Source organism: Sphingomonas sp. P4_G2 (genome assembly GCF_056401155.1).
The window spans coordinates 20,962-39,769 of the sequence record NZ_JBFUJY010000011.1; the positions used below are offsets into that span (position 1 = coordinate 20,962).

Sequence of the window (18,808 nt, forward strand, 5' to 3'; positions counted from 1 at the left end):
ATGCCTTACGCCGGGCGTTGGGCGGTTCCAATGGTTTTGGAGGGCGCGCGTGCCTCTCATCCATCGTCACCCCGGCCTTGTGCCGGGGTCCACCCTTCCACCACCGAGATGAGGCGTTGTTGCGCGGTGGATGCCGGGACAAGCCCGGCATGACGGTTGCGGATGGTCAGCCCTCATTCTCGTACAGCGCCACTTTCCGGCTCCCATCCGACGTCGCGCGCCCACGATACATGCTTGCCGTGGTGAAGCTCCAGGCCATGCCGCCGTCGGTCGCGGTGACGATCACGCCGCCGGTGCCGCCGAGCGCTTTCACCTCGGCCATCACGGTGTCGGCCGCCGCCTGCAGGCTTTCGCCGAGGAAGCGGACGCGCGCGTTGATCTGGAAGGCGACGCTTTCGCGGATGAAGAACTCGCCCGCGCCGGTGCACGACACCGCGGCGCCGCGATCGTCGGCATAGGTGCCGGCACCGATCAGCGGCGAATCGCCGATCCGCCCCCAGCGCTTGCCGGTCACCCCGCCGGTGGAGGTCGCCGCGGCAATATGCCCGGCCTGGTCGACCGCCACCGCGCCGACCGTGCCGTATTTCATGTCGACGTCGAACTTTCCGCCGTTCGACAGCAGTTCGTCGAGCTGGCGTCGCCGTTCGGGAGTCGCGAACCACTCGGCGTCGGCTTGGTCGAGCCCATGCTCGCGGCTGAACGCGTCGGCGCCTTCGCGGCCGAGCAGGACGTGCGCGCTTTGCTCCATCACTGCGCGCGCCAGGGTCACCGGATTCCGGGTCGCGGTGACACCGGCGACCGATCCGGCGCGCAGGGTCGCGCCCTCCATGATCGCGGCGTCGAGTTCGTTCTTGCCCTCGAACGTGAAAGCGGCGCCGCGCCCGGCGTTGAAATGCGGATCGTCCTCGAGCACGCGGACCGCCGCCTCGACCGCGTCGAGCGATGCGCCACCCGCCGTCAGGATCGCGCTGCCCGCATCGAGCGCGGCGTTCAGCGCCGCGCGAACCCCCGTGTCGGTCTCAGGCCGGGTCTGGCTGCGCTCGATCGCGCCCGCGCCGCCATGGATCACCAGCGACCAGGGTGTTGGGCTTGTCGTCATGGCGGCGAGCGGTAGCCTTGGCGGAGCGCCGCCGCAATCCGATCAACGGCCGCAGCCAGTTCACTTCGCGCCCGAGCAGGTAAAAAGCCCAGCAACCCGCGATTGTCGCCGGCACCAGGATGAGGAATTCGCCGAGCGCGCCAATCCCCAACGGACGCAGCCAATATTCGACCACAACGATGATCGTCTGATGGATCAGGTAGAAGGGGAACACCGCCTCGGTCAGTGTCGGGCGCCACGCGCCGTCGCGGTTCCAGAAACGCTCGGCGATTCCGATCAAGGCCGTGACCGCCGCCCAGCATTGGATCTGGTGCGCGACCAGCATCTGGTCGCCCAGCCATTGCGGCGGGACGAGGTCGCCGGGATAGACGATCTCGACCGCCGCGCCGAACGCATAGCTCAGCATCGCGATCAGCGCTGCCGGCTTCCACCAGCGCACCAGCGAGGCGAGCACATCGGGCGACCGCGCGAGGCCGAAGCCGAACAGAAAGGCGGGGAAATAGGCGAGATGCGCGACGCCGTCGTGGATCAGGTCCTGGGTGTCGGTCCAGCGGTGGAAGATGACGACCTGGCTCAGCACCAGATAGACCATCGGCAGTACCAGTGCGCGCCAGCCGCCGAACGCCGCGTCGAACCAGGCCTGCAACCGGGCCGGGCGGGGGATCAGGAGCAGTAGCGACAGCGCGGCGGTATAGGTCCACAGATAGCCGACGAACCACAAATGGTTCCAGGTCGGCAGGAACACGCCGTCAATCGCCCGGAAACGGAAATAATCCTGGGTCAGGAACGTCGCGAAACCCTGGGCATAGCCATGCTGGGTCACCAGCTCGACCCAGCTCTGCGGTGGCACCATCACGGTGATGCCGAAGAGGAGCGGGATGAGCAGGCGGCTCGACCGGCTCGACATGAACTTGGCGACGCCGCCCGATTTGGCGAGCAGCGCGCGACTGGCATAGCCCGAGACGACGAACAACAAGGTCAGGCGCCACGGGTTGGTCAGCAACATCACGACCGATAGCCACTCGACCGGCTGGGCGGTCTTCACGTGGAAACCCCAGGGCGTGAACACCATCGCGGTATGATACAGGATCAGCAGGGCAAAGGCGCCCACGCGAAGCCAGTCCATGCCGTAATGTCGAACCATGCCAGTCCATGTAGCGATTGAGGGCGCGATGACTACCCATCGCACCCTCAGGAGTTCCGCTTAGACGGTCAAACGGGGCTCAAGCGACGTCGGGCCGAGCGCGAACCGTCTCCATCCAGTCGGCCGGGGTCGCCGGTTTGGCGGCCTTGGCGCGCGCCCTGAGGCCGATCAGCGGGCGCAGCACGTTTACCTCGCGTCCGATCAGGTAAAAGGCCCAGCATCCCGCGATCGTCGCCGGCACCAGGATCGCGAACTCGCCGGCCGCGCCGATGCCGAGCGGCTTCACCCAGAATTCGACCAGGACGATCACCGTCTGGTGGATGATGTAGAAGGGGAAGGTCGCCTCGGCGAGCGTCGTGCGCCAGCGATGGTCGCGATTGAGGAAGCGTTCGGCCACGCCGATCAGTGCGGCGATGGCCACCCAGGTGTCGATCTCGCGCGCCAGCCGGAAGACGATCGTCACGTTGTGCGTCGGGAAACTGAAATCTGGATAAGCGACCAGCAGCCCGGCGATCACCGCGTAGCAGCCGATCGCGGCCGCCGCCGACGCCGTCCACCAGCGCGCCAGCCCGTCCATCACCACCCGCGATCCGGCCAGACCGAAACCGAACAGGAAAGCGGGAAAATATTGCAGATGCGCCAGGCCGTCGTTGAACAGATCGTGCGTATCGTCGTCGCGGTGGAACAGCCAATATTGCGTGACCAGCAGGAACACGACCGGCACCCAGACCGCGCGGCTGCCGCCGAGCAAGCGATCGAACATCGCCTGCAGCTTGCCCGCGCCGGGAACCAGCATCAGGAGCATGAGCGCGAGCGTGTAGACCCAGAGATAGACGACGAACCACAGATGATTCCAGGTCGGCATGACGATCCCGTCGAGCTTGCCGAAGCGGAAATAATCATGGGTCAGGAACCAGAGATAACTCTGCCCATAGCCATGCTTGCCGACCAGCTCGACCCAGGTCTGCGGCGGGACGATCACCGCCATGCCGAACACGAGCGGGATCAGCAGCCGCGAACTGCGATTGCCCAGGAAGCGGCGGATGCTGGGCGATTTCGACCACAAGGCGCGGCTGGCATAACCCGATACGACGAACAGCAAGGTAAGCCGCCAGGGGTTGGTCAGCAGCATCGGGATCTCGACCCAGTCCATCGGCTGCGCGGTCTTGATGTGAAAGCCCCAGGGCACGAAAACCATGCCGATGTGATAGAGGATCAGCAGCGCGAACGCGCCGATCCTCAGCCAGTCCATTCCGTAATGCCGTTCCATTGCTCGCCTCCATTCCTTGCGATGCGGTGACGGCTAGTCGGAGCCCGTCGGGACCGGTATCGGAGAGGGGCAAAAGGCGGCTTCACGGGGACGATCGCACAAGTGGCTGGGACGAGCGGCGGGTGGCGCGGGATGAACGGGACGCAGCGCAAGCTGGCGCTTGGGTTGGCCGCCGGCTTCCTCACGATCGTCACCCTCATCATGATCGCCAATGCCGAATCGTCGATCGCCGATCTTCACGCGTCGGGCGCGCATATCCGGCCCGATCTGGTCTGGTCGTGGGAATGGACCAGCATGCTGGCATGGCTCAGCGTCTATCCATTGCTGTGGGTCGCGGTCGCGAAGGTCAGGCCGCCCCGTTTCCCCTGGCCGGCCGTGATCGCGCTATTGCTGATCGGCAGCCTGATCGCATCGGGCTGGCATATCGCGGTGATGGTGGTTCTGCGGCGGATCTATTACGATGCCGTGGGGCAGGGGCCGTATCACTTTTTCGGCATCGTCGACGATCGCTTGCTCTACGAATTCCGCAAGGATTTCGCGACCTACCTCCAGTTCATCGTCGTCGCCGCCGGCGGGCAATGGTTGATATCGCGTGCCGCGACGCCGCCGAGCACGGCGCCCGCCGCTCCCCGGACGCTGGCGGTGGCCGACGGCGCGGTCACCCATGTCGTGCCGGTCGATGAGATCGAGTCGATCGCCTCGGCGGGCAATTATGTCGAGATCGTCTGGGGGTCGCGCACGCTGTTGCATCGGGCCACGCTGGCGGCGGTCGAAGCCGAACTGGGCGAGGCGTTCCTGCGCATCCATCGCAGCCGGCTGGTACGGCGCGCGGCGATCCGCCGGATAGAGACCGACAAATCGGGCGACTTCACCGTCGAACTGGCGTCGGGCGCGATGCTACGCGGAAGCCGGCGCTACCGTCCGGCGGACTGACCTCGCGCTGAGGCCGATCAGCGGGCGCAGCCAGTCGACCTCGCGCCCAATCAGATAGAAGCTGACGGCGAACGAGAAGGTGCCGGTCAGGATCAGCGCGAACTCGACGAACGGGTTGAGGTTGAGCGGCAACGTGTACCAGGCGAGCAGGATGATCGCCGGATGGTGGGCGATATAGAGCGGGAATACCGCCTCGGCCAATGTCGCGCGCCATTTGTGATCATGGTTGAGAAAGCGCGTCGCGACCTGGAACAACACCAGCATCATGCTCCACGCCATCGCCAGCCGCGCCGCGCGGTCGAGCACCATCGTCGCGTGCGGCGGGACATTGTGCCCTTCATAAGCGAGCTCGATGCAGACCACGATAATCCCGGTGATCAACGCGACCGCCGCCGCCGGCCATTGCAGCCGCGCGATCGTCGGCCATAATTTGCTTTCCCCCGCCAGCGCGAAGCCGAACAGGAAGATCGGGAAATAGGCGAAATGGGCATTCCAGTCGGTGAACAGGCCCTGCTTTTCGGGGAAGACGAACATGACCGAAAGCTTGAGCATCACCAGCACGGCGATCGGCGCCCAGAGCAGGCGCGTGCCCGCCGCCAGGCGGTCCGCGGCGCGGGTCAGCCGCTCTGCATTCCAACCAGGCACGAGCAACAGCGCCGCGAGCACCATCGTATAGGCCCAAAGATAGACGACGAACCACAGATGCTCCCAGCTCGGGAAGCCATGGCCATAGACTGGTGTGACGCTCCAATAATCGGTCAGCCAGAAATGGAGCAGGCTGCCCGGATAGCCCTGCTCGCGCGCCCTGACCCACATTTCGGGCGGGATCAGCGCGACCATCGCGAATGCCCAGGGAATTAGCAGCCGGCGATTGCGCGATTCGGTGAAGCCGCGGACGTCACCCGACTTGGCGAACAGCTTGCGGCTGGCATAGCCCGACACTGCGAATAGCAGCGGCAGCCGCCACGGCGTCAGCAATGCCATCGGCGCGGTCAGCTCGTGATAAGTGACCGGCGATTTGATCACCCAGTCCCAGGTCGAAAAGACCATGGCGACATGATACACGATCAGCAGGCCGAAGGCGCCGATCCTGAGCCAGTCCAGGCCATAATGTCGTCGCTGGGGAATCATTGACGCCGTTCGTGTCCGAGTTGACCAGGTCAATAGCGGATCGGCCCTGACCAAAAGGTTATCGCGCTCGAAACCTCGGTTGCTCAAAATGGGTGGTGCGGGTGCTTTATGATCCGGAATCATCGTCTTGGTGGCGGATGACTTTTCGACGCCCGAGCCCGGTCGATCCCAGCGCTCCCCAACTCCCCTCCCTGCAAGGGAGGGGCAGGGGGTGGGTGCGCGCGTCTGCGCGCTTACAAAGACTCTCCACCCCACCGCCAAAAAAGCGACGAGCGAGGCATCGAGCCTCGCCCGTCGCTCAACCCACCCCCCCTACCCCTCCCTTGCAGGGAGGGGAGATCTGACGTGTCGATCCGCCTTAGAGCACTAGGTTTCGCGGACGCGCGCCGCTATATGGCGGGCGACCCAAGAGGATTTCGAATGTCAGTTCGTCCCTGGCGCGACATCACGCGCCGCAAGAGCCGCCAGATCATGGTCGGGAACGTCCCGGTTGGGGGCGATGCACCCGTCACCGTCCAGACGATGACCAATACGCCGACCAGCGATCCGCGAGCGACGATCGACCAGATCCGCCGCTGCGAGGATGCCGGCGTCGATATCATTCGCGTGTCCTGCCCCGACGTCGAGTCGACCGCGGCACTCAAGCAGATCGTCCGCGCCTCGCGCGTGCCGATCGTCGCCGACATCCATTTCCATTATAAGCGCGCGCTCGAGGCTGCAGATGCCGGCGCCGCCTGCCTGCGCATCAATCCCGGCAATATCGGTTCCGCCGAGCGGGTGAACGAAGTGGTCGCGGCGGCCAAGGCCAATGGCTGCGCGATCCGCATCGGCGTCAATGCCGGCAGCCTCGAACGCGATTTGCTCGAAAAATATGGCGAGCCGTGCCCCGACGCTTTGGTCGAAAGCGCGCTCGATCACATCAAATTGCTCCAGGACCGCGACTTCCACGAATTCAAGGTCGCGGTGAAGGCAAGCGATCTGTTTCTCGCGGTCGCTGCCTATCAGCAGCTCGCCGAAGCGGTCGATTGCCCGCTCCATCTCGGCATCACCGAAGCTGGCGGGTTCGTCGGCGGCACGGTCAAGTCGGCGATCGGGATCGGCAGCCTGCTCTGGTACGGGATCGGCGACACGATCCGCGTCTCGCTCTCGGCCGAGCCCGAGGATGAGGTGCGCGTCGGATTCGAAATCCTCAAGGCGCTGGGCATCCGCAATCGCGGCGTCCGCGTCGTGTCGTGCCCGAGCTGCGCGCGCCAGGGCTTCGACGTCATTCGCACCGTCCAAGCGCTGGAGGAACGGCTCCAGCATATCCGCACACCGATGTCGCTGTCGGTGCTTGGCTGCGTGGTCAACGGGCCGGGCGAAGCGCGCGAAACCGATATCGGCATCACCGGCGGCGGCAACGGCAAACACATGGTCTATCTGTCGGGCGTGACCGATCACCATGTCCAGGACGCCGACATGATCGAGCATATCGTCAAGCTGGTCGAGGCCAAGGCAGCCGAGATCGACGCCGCCGACGAGGCGAAAGCGGCGTGAGGATCGTTCGCTGCGTCATTGCAGCGGCAATCGTTCTCGCCGCGCCGTCGCTAGCCGCGGACAGCGCAGCGCCGGTGAGCGTCTCGCCCCATCCCGAAGCACGCCCGTTCGGCGATCCCGATCGTGCCGGCCGCGACGTCGCCGATGCGATGGCGCGCGCCAAAACTAATGGCCATCGCGTGATCCTCGTGTTCGGCGCGAATTGGTGCCACGATAGCCGCGCGCTGGCCGGTTGGTTCGCCAGCCCGCGCTTCGCCGCGATGCTGGCGCCGCGCTACGAAATCGTCTGGATCGATGTCGGGCAGAAGGATCACAATCTCGATCTCGCGCGCCGCTTCGGGCTCGACGGGATCAAGGGAACGCCGACCGTGCTGATGCTCGATTCCGCCGGCAAGCCGCTCAACCTTAAGGACGCGCCGCGCTGGCACGACGCCTCGACGCGCAGTGAGGACAAGATCTATCGCTATTTCGCCCGATAAGGCGTGACGGGAGGGCACATGACCGACGGACGGTTTCGCCTGGCGCAATTGCTGGTCGGTCTGGTGGCGGTCTTCGCGATCGGGTTCGGCGGATACATGCTCGCCCAGCCTTTGCTCTGGTATCGCACGCTGCCGACTGTGGTGTTCACCGGCCCGTTCAACCAGCATTTCGTCCGCGATATCGGCGCGGCGTATTTGGCGTGCGGGCTGCTGCTCGGTTGGGCGATGCTCGACCTGCGCGTGCGGCGGCTGGCGGTGCTGGCGGGGGCATTGTGGCTGAGCCTGCACGCGCTGGTCCATTTGTACGAAGTGATCACCGGCATTTGCGGCGTCGCGATTTTCTGGCGCGATTTCCCTGGCGTGTTCGGGCCGCCGGCCTTGGTGCTGTTCGGTTGGTGGCTGGCACGGCGGTAAGTTCTTCTTAGCCATCACCATTAGCCAAGCTGCAATCGCCGTGCGGTAGAAGAGCGGCCATGAAATATGCGCTGCTCGTCGTGACCGTGATCGGAATCGCGATCGGCCTGGCCTTGCCGGGGGCGAAGCGCGCGCCGATCGCCGCCGCGCCGCCTGCCGCCGCGGCGCCCGCCGATCAGCCGCAGCCGACCGTGCTCGACCGCGCCGATAACGGCCATTTCTTCACCGTCGCCGAGGTCAATGGCGAGCCGATCAAGTTCGTCGTCGACACAGGCGCGACCGAAGTCGCCCTGACCCAGGACGATGCGCGGCGGGCGGGGGTAAAGTTCGATCCCGGCCGGTTCGAGGTGGTCGGCACCGGCGCATCGGGCGATATCAGGGGACAGGAAGTCGAGCTCGAGGACGTCGTGCTCGACGGCAAACGCGTCAGCGGCATCCATGCCGTGGTGCTCGACGGACTGACCATCTCGCTGCTCGGGCAGAACTATCTCCGCCGTCTCGACAGCGTGGCGATCAGCGGCGACAAGATGACGTTGAAATAGTCTTCCTTATTCCCCTCCCATTCATGGGAGGGGTTAGGGGAGGGTATGTCCGAATAGTTGGCGGCGGGGACGAGCTAACACGCCCTCCCGCAGCCCCTCCCGCAAGCGGGAGGGGGGCTTTTCCACAAGCCCAGCTTCTCACCTCATGAGGGAAGGGGCTGGTGACGTAACGATCGCGTCCGGCTATCGGCTGGGACATGCCGCGCAGCCCCGCCTTCGTGTTTTCCGTCGCGGTGCTCGGCATCGCCGTCTTCTCGTCGATGGACGCGGTGATGAAGGTGCTGGTGATCGAGATCGGCGCCTATGACACCTTGCTGTGGCGGACCCTGGCCGGCGCGATCCTGACCGGGTTGATCTACCTGCCGCAGCGGCGTGGCTGGCCGTCGCGGGCGACGATCCGAGTCCATTTGATTCGCGGATCGGTGTCGGCGGTGATGGCGGTCACGTTCTTCTGGGGCCTGGCCCGCGTGCCGATGGCGCAGGCGATCGCGCTCACCTTCATCGCGCCGTTGCTGGCGTTGTTCGGCGCGGGGTTCCTGCTCAAGGAGCATATCTCGCGCCGGGCCATCGTCGCCTCTTTGGTCGCCTTTGCCGGCGTGGGCGTGATCATGCTCGGTCAGGCGGCCTCGGCGCCGTCCCCCGACCGGTTCCGCGGTACCGTCGCCGTGCTGCTCTCCGCGGTCTGCTACGCCTATAACATCGTGCTGATGCGTCAGCAGGCCCTGGTCGCCGGGCCGCAGGAAGTCGCTTTCTTCCAGAGCGTGATCGTCCTCGTGATCCTGGCCGCCGGCGCGCCGTTCATGGCGCATGTGCCCGATATGCGGCATGGGCCCGCGATCGTCGGGGCGGCGGTGCTGGCGACGGTATCTTTGCTGCTGCTCGCCTGGGCCTATGCACGCGGCGAGGCGAATTATCTCGCGCCGACCGAATATACCGCCTTCATCTGGGCGTCATTATGGGGCTGGGTCGTGTTCAGCGAGCAGATCGCGCTCTATACGCTGGCCGGCGCCGCGCTGATCATCGCCGGCTGCCTGATCGCCGCGCGGCGGCGGTCGATCGAAAATGTGGAGGCTGCGTTTTGACCGTCAATATTCGTCCCGCGACGCCGCAGGATGCGGCGCTGATCCTGCGCTTCATCCGTGAACTCGCGGAGTTCGAACGCGAGCCGGACGCAGTAAAGGCCACCGAGGAGGGCCTGGCGCATGCCTTGTTCGACGAGCGATCGGCCGAGGCGGTGATCGCCGAGCAGGAGGGAAAGCCGATGGGCTTTGCCCTGTTCTTTCACAATTTCTCGACCTGGACGGGGCGCAAGGGCCTTTATCTCGAAGACCTGTACGTGACGCCGGAGGCGCGCGGATCGGGTGTCGGCACAGCCTTGTTGCGGCATCTGGCGGGGATAGCGCTCGATCGCGATTGCGGACGCTTCGAATGGGCGGTGCTCGACTGGAACACGCCGGCGATCGATTTCTATACCGCCATGGGCGCCGAGAGCTTGGACGAATGGCGCATCCGGCGCGTCACTGGCGATGCGCTTGCCAAGTTGGCGGGGCGTGGCTGATGGCCTGGGCGGATTGTTCGAGGTCGGTTTCACCACCTGTCTTCGCCATGTCGACGGCTTTCGCAACTTGTGGTGGCCATTGGGCTTCCTCGCCTCGGTAACCTTGTCCATGGCTCTACTGGAATATGCCTCGCGCTCGATCGCGATGGGCACGGCCTATGCCGTGTGGGGCGGGATCGGCGCATTGAGGACGGTCATCGTCGGCATTGCATGGTATCAGGAGCCGGCGAGCCTGCCGCGACTCCTGTTGATCCTCGGCGTAGTCGCGTGCATCGCCGGACTGAAGATCACGGGAGCACGCTGATGGCGGCGGATGAAGGGCTGATCGACTGGGTGACCGAGGCGATGGAGCCGGTTGGCCGTGTCACCAAGCGCGCGATGATGGGCGGCGCGACGCTCTATTGCGACGGCACCATCTTCGCGATCGTCGCAAGCGGCGGCGGGCTGTGGCTCAAGGCCGATGCGGAAAGCGACGCCGTATGGGACGAAGCGGGCTGCGAGCGCTTCACCTACGAGATGAACGGCAAGACCGGCAGCATGAATTATCGCCGCGCGCCCGACGACGTCTATGACGACGCCGACGAACTCCGGCGCTGGGCGATGCTGGCACTCGAGGCGGGAAGGCGAGCGCCGAAAAAGGCGCCGCCGCGACGAACGGCGCGGGCGGCGACGCGGGGACGCGTGTCGCGGAAATAGCTCAGAGACGGTGTCCGCTATTGGCGGTCACGATCACTTCCGCTGCAGGCGTTTTTCGCATTCGGCTTCAGTCTTCATCTTTTTCATCATCTTTATCTTGGTGAAGATAAATTGCTGATCGGCTGGCCACATATTATCCGGCTTCCGCGGGGCAACGTAACCTTCCCCGACTATTTCAAAGCAGGGGGTCTCACTCGGCCGATATTTACGGGCGTCCTCATCAGTCACTGAATACGCATCCATCCACTTCTTTTCTTTGATCTCAAAAGGTAACGCCCTTTGATCGGGAAGGTCGTCTGGGAGAAAATTGGGGTATTCCCAGTGAGCGTCCAAGAAGCCATGAACGAGCCGAGGTTTGAAGTCAGAGGGCTGCGCGTCAGTGATCGGCGAGCCTCCGAAGAGGGCGGCGAGGGTAAGTGCAAGCATCGACCACATTGCGCTAGATTGGCATGTCCGACTAGCATCCGCCAGTGCGTCGGTAGCGGACTCAGCGTGATATCCGCGCCACCCTCGGCGCAAACGTTCCGGCCGCAAACGACGCCACAATCGCCGTCACCAGGATCGCAAACCACGCGTACGTAAACCCAGCCATCATCATCGCGTTGGGCAGTACCCAGAACCCATAGATCGCCGCCGCGCCGCCAACCGCGATGATCAAGCCAAACAGCATCGGCCACAATTTGAACATGCGGATCAGCGCGAGCCCGATCAATGTCGTGCCGATCGCGAGCAAACCGAACTTGACGTGGACGGCCCACCACAGGCCGTGAAGCTGTGTCGGTGTCCCGGGCAGGTCGCTCATGATCCGCCATATGAACAAACCCTCGATCTCGTCGCTGAGCCCGGCGATCAGCAGCATCCCGACGATCGCACGCTGCGCCCGGCCGCGGCTGGCGGCGATCGCCGCCAGCACCAGGAACGCAGTGTAGGAGGGGATGAAGCCGAGCGCGTCGAGCCACAATCCCGTATTCTGTGCGCCGATCAAGCGCGCCCGGCACGCGCCGCTGCCGAACAACGCCGCGACGTCGCCCGGCGTCCGGGCCAGCTCGAACGCCAGGATTGGTCCGAGCTGCCCCGAACCGTCAAACGCCCCGCAGGCGATCAGCCCGGGGATCTTGCCGAATGCCCAAGAGCAAACGAACGCCACCAGTCCCGCCAGCACGCACAAGCGCCAGGCGGTGCGTGGCCTCACGCCGCCTCGGTTGCCTTGGCGCGTTCGATCGCCTCGATCACGATCTGGCGGGCTTCGGCCGCATCGCCCCATTTGCCGACGCGCACCCACTTCTCGGCCTCGAGGTCCTTATAGTGGGTGAAGAAATGTTCGATCTGGGCGAGCACGATCGAGGGCAGATCCCCCCGCTCGCCGACGTCCGAATAATAAGGGAAGGTCGAATCGACCGGGACGCAGATCAGCTTCTCGTCGCCGCCATGCTCGTCTTCGAGATTGAGCACGCCGATCGGCCGCGCGCGGACGACACAGCCGGGGACGAACGGCGAGCGCGCGATCACCAGCGCATCGAGCGGATCGCCATCGGGCGACAAAGTGTGCGGAACGAAGCCGTAATTGGCCGGGTAGCGCATCGGCGTGTGCAGGATCCGGTCGACGAACAGCGCGCCCGACTTCTTGTCGAACTCGTATTTCACTGGCTCGCCGCCGACCGGCACTTCGATAACGACGTTCAGGCTCTCGGGCGGGTTGTCCCCGACCGGTATCAAATCGATCCGCATGTCATTCCCTATATGGCGTGGCGCGCCGCCCCGTCTCAGCGGGGCTGGAGCAGCAGGTCGAGACCGCTCTCCCCGGTCCCGGTCTTCACCAGATGCGGATAGCGCAGCCCGTCATGATAGTCGATGCTCACGCTGCGCACTTCTTCGCCCGCCTTGACCAAAAGGACGATGGGCGCCTTGCCGCCCTTGGCCTCGGTCACCGCCGCCTTCAGGCGATCGTCCGAATAAGCCAGGCCGTTCACGCCGACGATCGTGTCGCCGACGGTCAGCCCGGAGTCGAAGGCGGGGCTGCCCCAGCGCACTGATCCCAGGCTGGCGTCGCTGCCGATTTGGAAGCCGAGCGAATAATAGAAGTCGGTGACCTTGCGCCCGCGCTCGGCCTGCTTGCCGATCGCGGGCTGCACGTCGGTATAGACGAGCTTGTAGCCGTTGCGGTCGAACCCCCCGAGCGGTGCCGGCTCGCCGACGCCGTAGAGCCGCTTGGTCAACAGGCCGCGCCAGTCATAGGGCTGGATCTTGTCGAGCGTCGCGACGACATCGTCGAACGTATAAGTGACCTCACCCCAATCGCCGTCATTGATGCCGAAGAAAGCCCGGGCGAAATCGTCGATCGACTTGCTGCCCTTCGATTGCTGGCGAAGGATCGAATCGACCTCCATCCAGATCAGCAGGCCTTCGTTATAATAATCCTCCGACCGCTGGTTGCTGGTCCAGCCCTTGGGCCGGCGGTTGGAGATGATCGGGTCGTTGGTCGTGTCGATCATCGGGCGCCAGTTGCGGCCCGGCGTATTGTCGAGATTGGCCATGATCGCGGCATAGCCGTCGAGCGTATCCTGTTTCGACACCAGTCCCGACCGCGCCTGAAGCACATAGCCCCAGAATTGCGTCTGCCCCTCATAGACCCAGAGCAGGCTGTTGCGCATCGGATAGAGATAATCGGGCGTCCACAGATCGGCACCGCGGCGGAACTTGCCGTCCCAGCTATGGGTATATTCGTGCGGCAGCAGGTTGCGCGCGCCGGCGTTGTTCTCCCACTCGCTGAAATAGCCCATCCGCGTGCCGTTCTCGGAACTGCGATGATGCTCGAGGCCGATCCCGCCAAGCTCGTTCGAGATCGACAGCAGGAATTCGTAATGGTCGTAATGCTGCGCGCCGAAGGTGCGGACGGCCTGTTCGACCAGGCGCTTGTGCGCGTCGATCATCGCCGGGGTCGCCGAATCGAGTTCCTTTTGGGTGTCGGCATAGACGTTGAGATTGACGCGTTCGCTGAGCGGCCACTTCTTGTAATAGCGCCCGGCCAGGATCGGGCTGTCGAGCAGGATCTCGTAATTGGTCGGCTCGTAGGTGTAGGTCGACCCCGCAACCTTGGCGTTGAGCGCTGACGACGCGGTCCAGCCTTCCGGATATTTGACCGTCATGCGGATCGGGATCTGCCGCACGAAATAGCCGGCGGGGTAGAAGCTTGTGCCGATCGGCTCGAGGCTGAGCAGGTTGCGCGTGACCATCATGCGGCCCTGGTCGCCCTTGGTCGAGGTGACGTATTTGAACGTAACCTCGATCGACTTGGCGCCCTTGGGAACGTCGAGATGGAACGCATAGACCTCGGCCGGATCGCGCTTCCACGCGACCGCCTTGCCGGCGGCGGTGATATGCAGGTCGACTACCTTGTCGATCTCGTTGCGCGGCGTGTGTCCCCCCGGCACCCATTTGGGATAAAGCAGCACCATCTCGCCGCTCCCCGAAACCGGGATATTCTCCTTGATGACGTAGATGCCGCGCGCCGTGTCGGTCGCATCCACCTCAAGCGTCAGTGTTCCCGGATACGGCTTGTCGACCGCGACCGGGATCGTGTTCTCCACCGGTGTCGGCTGCGGCTTCGAATTTTCGGCGAGTGCGACGGTGGCGACAGAGGAGGCGAGCAGGACAGCAAGAGCGGCGCGACGGAGCATTGAGCAGAACCCCTTTTTGATGTGCGGCCGTCCTAGGACGGCGATACACCCGCCGTCCAGTAGCTAACGCTACGGAAACAGTAGAATTAACCGCCGCCGATCGAATTGATCGTGAAGGCCAGCACGCCCAGGTTGAAGACGAACGCGGCCAGGCAATGGCCGGTGACGACGCGGCGGACGCGGCGGCTCTTGATGTCGACGTCGCTGGTCTGGAAGGTCATGCCCAGGGTGAAGCTGAAATAGACGAAATCCCAATAATCCGGGTCGTCGCAATTGGGGAATTCGATCCCACCGCTGTCTTCGTTATCCTCTGCCGGCAGATAATAGAGATGCGCGTAGTGGAGCGCGTAGATCATGTTCGAAAAGGTCCAGGCGAGCACCAGCGACACCAGCACCAGCACGATCGTGAAGGGCGTCGCCTTTTCAAGCTTTTCGGTGACTACCGAAACCATGATGACGATCGACGTCACGACAGTGAGCAGCAACAGGAAGGAGCGATTGGCGTCATTACGCTGCGCCGCCGCGCGCATCTGATCGGCCGTCCCGCGCGCGAACAGCGGCATGATCGAGATGAGGAAGATCGCCGCCGCGATATCGAACGCGATCATCGCGCCCCGTCCATAACCCTGGGCCGGGATTGTAAAGAACAGTCCCACAACGAAGATCGCGACGAATGCAATGAAGCGGGGAGGCGCGAGCCGATGACCGAGATGCATGTTCGCCATGACGAAACGCTAGCGTAGGCGGCGTTGCTCTACTAGAGAGCGCCGCCAACATGGCGCGTATCGAGACACCCCGGCCGATCAGAGGCACCCAGGACATTTTCGGCGACGAGCAGCGGCGCTTCGCGCGCGTGCTCGAGGCGTTCGATCATGTCCGCAAATTGTACGCGTTTCAGCGTGTCGACCTGCCGGTGTTCGAGGACACCCAGGTGTTCGCGCGCTCGATCGGCGAGACCACCGACGTCGTTTCCAAGGAAATGTACACGTTCGAGGATCGCGGCGGGGACTCACTGACCCTGCGCCCCGAATTCACCGCGGGGGTGTGTCGCGCCTATCTGACGCAGGGCTGGCAGCAATATGCGCCGCTCAAGCTGGTCACCTCGGGGCCGCTGTTCCGCTACGAACGCCCGCAAAAAGGGCGCTATCGCCAGTTCCACCAGATCGACACCGAAGTGATCGGCGCGGCCGAGCCGGCGGCGGATGTCGAACTGCTCGCCTTTGCTGACCAGCTGCTCCACGAACTCGGCATTGCCGATGGCGTGACCTTGCAACTCAATACATTGGGCGATGCCGAGACGCGCGATGCCTGGCGCGCGGCATTGGTCGCGCATTTCGAGCAGCATCGCGGCGAACTGTCCGAAGACAGCCTCGTCCGGCTCGACAAGAATCCGATGCGGATCCTCGACAGCAAGGATCCGCGCGATCGCCCGATTGCCGACGCCGCGCCGGACATCGACGCGCATCTGACGAGTGAGGCGGGAGCTTTCTTCGAGAAGGTTACCAAAGGGCTCGACGCGGCTGGCGTGGCGTGGACGCGCAACGGTCGGCTGGTGCGTGGGCTGGACTATTATCGCCACACCGCGTTCGAGTTCGTCACCGACCGGCTGGGCGCGCAGGGCACCGTGCTCGCGGGCGGGCGGTATGACGGCCTGATCGAGTCGCTGGGTGGGCCGGCGACGCCGGGCGTGGGTTGGGCGGCCGGTGTCGAGCGGTTGGCGATGCTCCTTGAAGAGCAAGAGTCGGAACGCGTTGCCGTTGCGATCATTCCCTTCGGTGAGGAAGCAGAAGCCATCGCCTTATCCGTGTTGGCGGACTTTCGCCGGGCGGGCGCGTCAGCCGATATGGCGTTCAAGGGCAATCTCAAACGGCGTCTGTCGAAGGCGAACGCGCAAGGGGCGTCCCTTGCGATATTGCTCGGCGACGAAGAGGTGGCCAACCGGACATTGACGGTGAAGGTGCTGGGTACGGGCAAGCAATTGAGCATTGCGGGCAGCGATGTTGATGCTCTTCTGCATGCGGCGTTCCTCTATTCCACGGGTGTGGCGGACGCTGATGTCGAAGGCGATTCGGTGCTGGAGGAAATGCTCGAGGAGTGGCGTGAGGGGTTGTGGACAGCCGAGACGGGCGCCGCATGACCTCCATCTCTCCCGAGCGGATCGCGCAGATCGAGGCGCGGCGCGACGAATTGTCGGCGTTGATGTCGACCGGCGATTTGTCGGGCGAGCGCTTCGTCCAGGTGTCGAAGGAATATGCCGAGATCGAGCCGGTGGCCAAGGCCGCGGGCGAAGTGCGCCGGTTGCGCGCCGAACTCTCGACCTTGAGCCATATGGCCGAGGACGATGCCGCCGATGGTGAGCTGAAGGCGATGGCGCGCGAGGAGATCGAGGAGATCCGCGTCGCGCTGCCCGAGGCCGAGCGCTCGCTGGCGTTGGCGCTGTTGCCGCGCGACGCCGCCGACGAACGCGCGGCGATGCTCGAAATCCGCGCCGGGACCGGGGGTGACGAGGCGTCGCTGTTCGCGGGCGACCTGTTCCGCATGTACCAGCGTTATGCCGAAGGGCAGGGCTGGCGAGTCGAACTGATCTCCGCCTCCACCTCCGAAGCCGGCGGGTTCAAGGAAGTCGTCGCCTCGGTCGAGGGCAAGGGCGTGTTCGCCAAATTGAAGTTCGAAAGCGGCGTGCACCGCGTGCAACGTGTGCCGGTGACCGAAAGTGGCGGGCGCATCCACACCTCTGCAGCGACCGTCGCGGTGCTGCCCGAGGCCGAGGATGTCGACGTCCAGATCGACGAGGCACGCGACTTGCGGATCGACGTCTATCGCTCGTCGGGCCCGGGCGGGCAGTCGGTCAACACGACCGACAGCGCGGTCCGCATCACCCATTTGCCGACCGGTTTGGTGGTGATCCAGCAGGACGAGAAGTCGCAGCACAAGAACAAGGCGAAAGCGCTCAAGGTGCTGCGAACGCGCTTGTACGAAGCGGAGCGCGAGCGGCTCGCCGCCGAGCGGTCGGGCACGCGCAAGGCGATGGTGGGTTCGGGCGACCGCTCGGAACGCATTCGGACGTATAATTTCCCGCAAGGCCGCGTGACCGACCACCGCATCAACCTGACCTTGCACCGCCTGCCCGAAATCCTCGAAGGCGATATGGGCGAATTGATCGGCGCGCTGATTGCCGAGGACGAAGCCGAGCGGCTGGCGACGCTGGATGGCTGATTTCCCCTCCCGCTTGCGGGAGGGGCTAGGGGAGGGCGTGTGTCCTCCCCGGGGCGCATGACACGCCCTCCCCCAACTCCTCCCGCAAACGGGAGGGGAGTAAGATTAGCGCTTGCCACTGCGACACAGCGCCTCGCGGCCGTCTCCGACACCCCTCGTCTCGATGCCGAACTGCTGATGGCGCACGCGCTCGGCACGACGCGCGAGCAATTGCTGTTGCGGCACCTGGATGACCCCACGCCCTCCACCTTCGCCGCGCTGATCGACCGGCGCCTCACGCATGAGCCAATCGCCTATATCACCGGCACGCGCGACTTCTGGACGATCAGCCTGGCGGTCGGCCCCGGCGTGCTGATCCCCCGCCCAGACAGCGAGACGCTGATCGAGGCGGCAATCGAACACCTGCCGGATGTCGAGGCGCCGCTGAGGATATTGGACCTCGGAACAGGGCCGGGAACGTTGCTGCTCGCCGTGCTGGCGCACTGGCCCGAAGCGCATGGCCTGGGGATCGACGCGTCGCCGGAGGCGCTCGCCTACGCCCGGCGCAATGCCGAGTTACTCAATCTGGCCAATCGCGCCTCCTTCCGCCAAGGCAACTGGGCCGATGGCGTCGCGGGGGATTTCGACCTGATCCTCTGCAACCCGCCCTATGTCGCCGCCGACGAATCGCTTCCGGCCGAGGTGCGCGAGCACGAGCCCGGCGCGGCGTTGTTCGCCGGCCCCGACGGTCTGGACGACTATCGTGTCATCGCCACCCAGCTCCCGCCCCTGATCGCGCCCGATGGCATGGCGGCGATCGAGATCGGCGCGACCCAGGCCGAAGCGGTTTCCGCCTTGCTGATCGCGCAGGGCCTGAAGGTCGCGGTTCGCCGCGATCTGGCCGGGCGCGACAGATGCCTCATCGCCACACCTTGAAAATGACACACTCCGGATACATATTTCTTCTTGGACAAACGCCCCGCACCCGCTATTGAGCGCGAAGGGGCAGACGATCTCAATCGACAAGTCGTTGAAATCGCGGGCCTGCCCAATCCATCGTCATTAGGCCGCTCGTCCGGCGGCCATGACAGGCCTTTCGCGCCTCCACCCAAGTTTCGGGTTCGGCGCGGGTGG

The 18,808-nt window shown here is 64.6% G+C and carries 21 protein-coding genes; 12 read left to right on the top strand and 9 right to left on the bottom strand.

What is annotated here, in order from left to right; translation table 11 throughout:
• Nucleotides 1-166: 166 nt before the first annotated feature.
• The 3 genes from AC1DRD_RS20955 to AC1DRD_RS20965 all read right to left on the bottom strand — a co-directional run bounded on the left by AC1DRD_RS20955 (nt 167) and on the right by AC1DRD_RS20965 (nt 3,513).
• Nucleotides 167-1,099, bottom strand: a complete 933-nt coding sequence (locus AC1DRD_RS20955; RefSeq protein WP_478042899.1) for an isoaspartyl peptidase/L-asparaginase family protein — start codon at nt 1,097-1,099, stop codon at nt 167-169.
• Nucleotides 1,020-2,243 carry an acyltransferase family protein gene (locus AC1DRD_RS20960; protein WP_478042900.1) on the bottom strand — a complete coding sequence of 408 codons (1,224 nt, stop codon included), beginning with the start codon at nt 2,241-2,243 and terminating at the stop codon, nt 1,020-1,022. Before AC1DRD_RS20960 ends, AC1DRD_RS20955 begins: the two co-directional genes overlap by 80 nt.
• Nucleotides 2,244-2,322: 79 nt before the next feature.
• Nucleotides 2,323-3,513 carry an acyltransferase family protein gene (locus tag AC1DRD_RS20965; protein WP_478042901.1) on the bottom strand — a complete coding sequence of 397 codons (1,191 nt, stop codon included), beginning with the start codon at nt 3,511-3,513 and terminating at the stop codon, nt 2,323-2,325.
• Nucleotides 3,514-3,615: 102 nt separating this feature from the next.
• Here AC1DRD_RS20965 and AC1DRD_RS20970 point away from each other — a divergent pair, with 102 nt between their 5' ends.
• Nucleotides 3,616-4,446 (top strand): LytTR family DNA-binding domain-containing protein, encoded by an 831-nt coding sequence (locus AC1DRD_RS20970; protein WP_478042902.1) that lies wholly within the window; start codon nt 3,616-3,618, stop codon nt 4,444-4,446.
• Here the strand turns inward: AC1DRD_RS20970 and AC1DRD_RS20975 are convergent.
• Entirely contained in the window at nt 4,411-5,577 is a 1,167-nt protein-coding gene (locus AC1DRD_RS20975; protein ID WP_478042903.1) for an acyltransferase family protein, read from the bottom strand. The genes AC1DRD_RS20970 and AC1DRD_RS20975 overlap by 36 nt on opposite strands.
• 420 nt (nt 5,578-5,997) lie before the next feature.
• Between AC1DRD_RS20975 and ispG the strand changes: the two genes are divergently transcribed.
• The 8 genes from ispG to AC1DRD_RS21015 all read left to right on the top strand — a co-directional run bounded on the left by ispG (nt 5,998) and on the right by AC1DRD_RS21015 (nt 10,802).
• Complete coding sequence (gene ispG, locus AC1DRD_RS20980; RefSeq protein ID WP_478042904.1) at nt 5,998-7,113, top strand: flavodoxin-dependent (E)-4-hydroxy-3-methylbut-2-enyl-diphosphate synthase; 1,116 nt, start codon at nt 5,998-6,000, stop codon at nt 7,111-7,113.
• Complete coding sequence (locus AC1DRD_RS20985; protein WP_478042905.1) at nt 7,110-7,592, top strand: thioredoxin family protein; 483 nt, start codon at nt 7,110-7,112, stop codon at nt 7,590-7,592. The genes ispG and AC1DRD_RS20985 overlap by 4 nt, the downstream gene beginning before the upstream one ends.
• An 18-nt stretch (nt 7,593-7,610) precedes the next feature.
• Complete coding sequence (locus tag AC1DRD_RS20990; protein ID WP_478042906.1) at nt 7,611-8,006, top strand: DUF4345 family protein; 396 nt, start codon at nt 7,611-7,613, stop codon at nt 8,004-8,006.
• A gap of 59 nt (nt 8,007-8,065) precedes the next feature.
• Nucleotides 8,066-8,548: a retropepsin-like aspartic protease family protein gene (locus tag AC1DRD_RS20995; protein WP_478042907.1), complete on the top strand. Its 483-nt coding sequence runs from the start codon at nt 8,066-8,068 to the stop codon at nt 8,546-8,548.
• A 197-nt stretch (nt 8,549-8,745) separates the two neighbouring features.
• The gene (locus tag AC1DRD_RS21000; protein WP_478042908.1) at nt 8,746-9,630 is read left to right on the top strand and encodes a DMT family transporter; all 885 of its coding nucleotides are present in this window, start codon (nt 8,746-8,748) and stop codon (nt 9,628-9,630) included.
• Nucleotides 9,627-10,106, top strand: a complete 480-nt coding sequence (locus AC1DRD_RS21005; protein ID WP_478042909.1) for an N-acetyltransferase family protein — start codon at nt 9,627-9,629, stop codon at nt 10,104-10,106. Before AC1DRD_RS21000 ends, AC1DRD_RS21005 begins: the two co-directional genes overlap by 4 nt.
• A complete protein-coding gene (locus AC1DRD_RS21010) occupies nt 10,099-10,410 on the top strand; it encodes a DMT family transporter (protein WP_478042910.1) in 312 nt (103 codons plus the stop codon). The genes AC1DRD_RS21005 and AC1DRD_RS21010 overlap by 8 nt, the downstream gene beginning before the upstream one ends.
• Complete coding sequence (locus AC1DRD_RS21015) at nt 10,410-10,802, top strand: TfoX/Sxy family protein (RefSeq protein WP_478042911.1); 393 nt, start codon at nt 10,410-10,412, stop codon at nt 10,800-10,802. Before AC1DRD_RS21010 ends, AC1DRD_RS21015 begins: the two co-directional genes overlap by 1 nt.
• A 33-nt stretch (nt 10,803-10,835) precedes the next feature.
• On the opposite strand, the gene AC1DRD_RS21020 is transcribed toward AC1DRD_RS21015, so the two are convergent.
• The 5 genes from AC1DRD_RS21020 to AC1DRD_RS21040 all read right to left on the bottom strand — a co-directional run bounded on the left by AC1DRD_RS21020 (nt 10,836) and on the right by AC1DRD_RS21040 (nt 15,087).
• Nucleotides 10,836-11,228: a hypothetical protein gene (locus AC1DRD_RS21020; RefSeq protein WP_478042912.1), complete on the bottom strand. Its 393-nt coding sequence runs from the start codon at nt 11,226-11,228 to the stop codon at nt 10,836-10,838.
• 61 nt (nt 11,229-11,289) lie between these two features.
• On the bottom strand, nt 11,290-11,994 hold the full coding sequence (locus AC1DRD_RS21025) for a hypothetical protein (RefSeq protein WP_478042913.1): 705 nt from the start codon (nt 11,992-11,994) through the stop codon (nt 11,290-11,292).
• Entirely contained in the window at nt 11,991-12,530 is a 540-nt protein-coding gene (ppa, locus tag AC1DRD_RS21030; protein ID WP_478029817.1) for an inorganic diphosphatase, read from the bottom strand. Before ppa ends, AC1DRD_RS21025 begins: the two co-directional genes overlap by 4 nt.
• Nucleotides 12,531-12,565: 35 nt before the next feature.
• Nucleotides 12,566-14,479: a M61 family metallopeptidase gene (locus AC1DRD_RS21035; RefSeq protein ID WP_478029818.1), complete on the bottom strand. Its 1,914-nt coding sequence runs from the start codon at nt 14,477-14,479 to the stop codon at nt 12,566-12,568.
• Between the two features lie 86 nt (nt 14,480-14,565).
• Nucleotides 14,566-15,087, bottom strand: coding sequence for a DUF1345 domain-containing protein (locus AC1DRD_RS21040; RefSeq protein ID WP_478042914.1), 522 nt, complete (start codon nt 15,085-15,087; stop codon nt 14,566-14,568).
• Nucleotides 15,088-15,254: 167 nt separating this feature from the next.
• Here AC1DRD_RS21040 and hisS point away from each other — a divergent pair, with 167 nt between their 5' ends.
• Genes hisS through prmC form a run of 3 tightly spaced genes read left to right on the top strand, consistent with a single transcriptional unit; the run spans nt 15,255 to nt 18,610 of the window.
• Nucleotides 15,255-16,616: a histidine--tRNA ligase gene (hisS, locus tag AC1DRD_RS21045; RefSeq protein ID WP_478029820.1), complete on the top strand. Its 1,362-nt coding sequence runs from the start codon at nt 15,255-15,257 to the stop codon at nt 16,614-16,616.
• Complete coding sequence (gene prfA / locus AC1DRD_RS21050) at nt 16,613-17,695, top strand: peptide chain release factor 1 (protein ID WP_478042915.1); 1,083 nt, start codon at nt 16,613-16,615, stop codon at nt 17,693-17,695. The genes hisS and prfA overlap by 4 nt, the downstream gene beginning before the upstream one ends.
• Nucleotides 17,696-17,752: 57 nt before the next feature.
• A complete protein-coding gene (prmC, locus tag AC1DRD_RS21055) occupies nt 17,753-18,610 on the top strand; it encodes a peptide chain release factor N(5)-glutamine methyltransferase (RefSeq protein WP_478042916.1) in 858 nt (285 codons plus the stop codon).
• Nucleotides 18,611-18,808 lie beyond the last annotated feature (198 nt).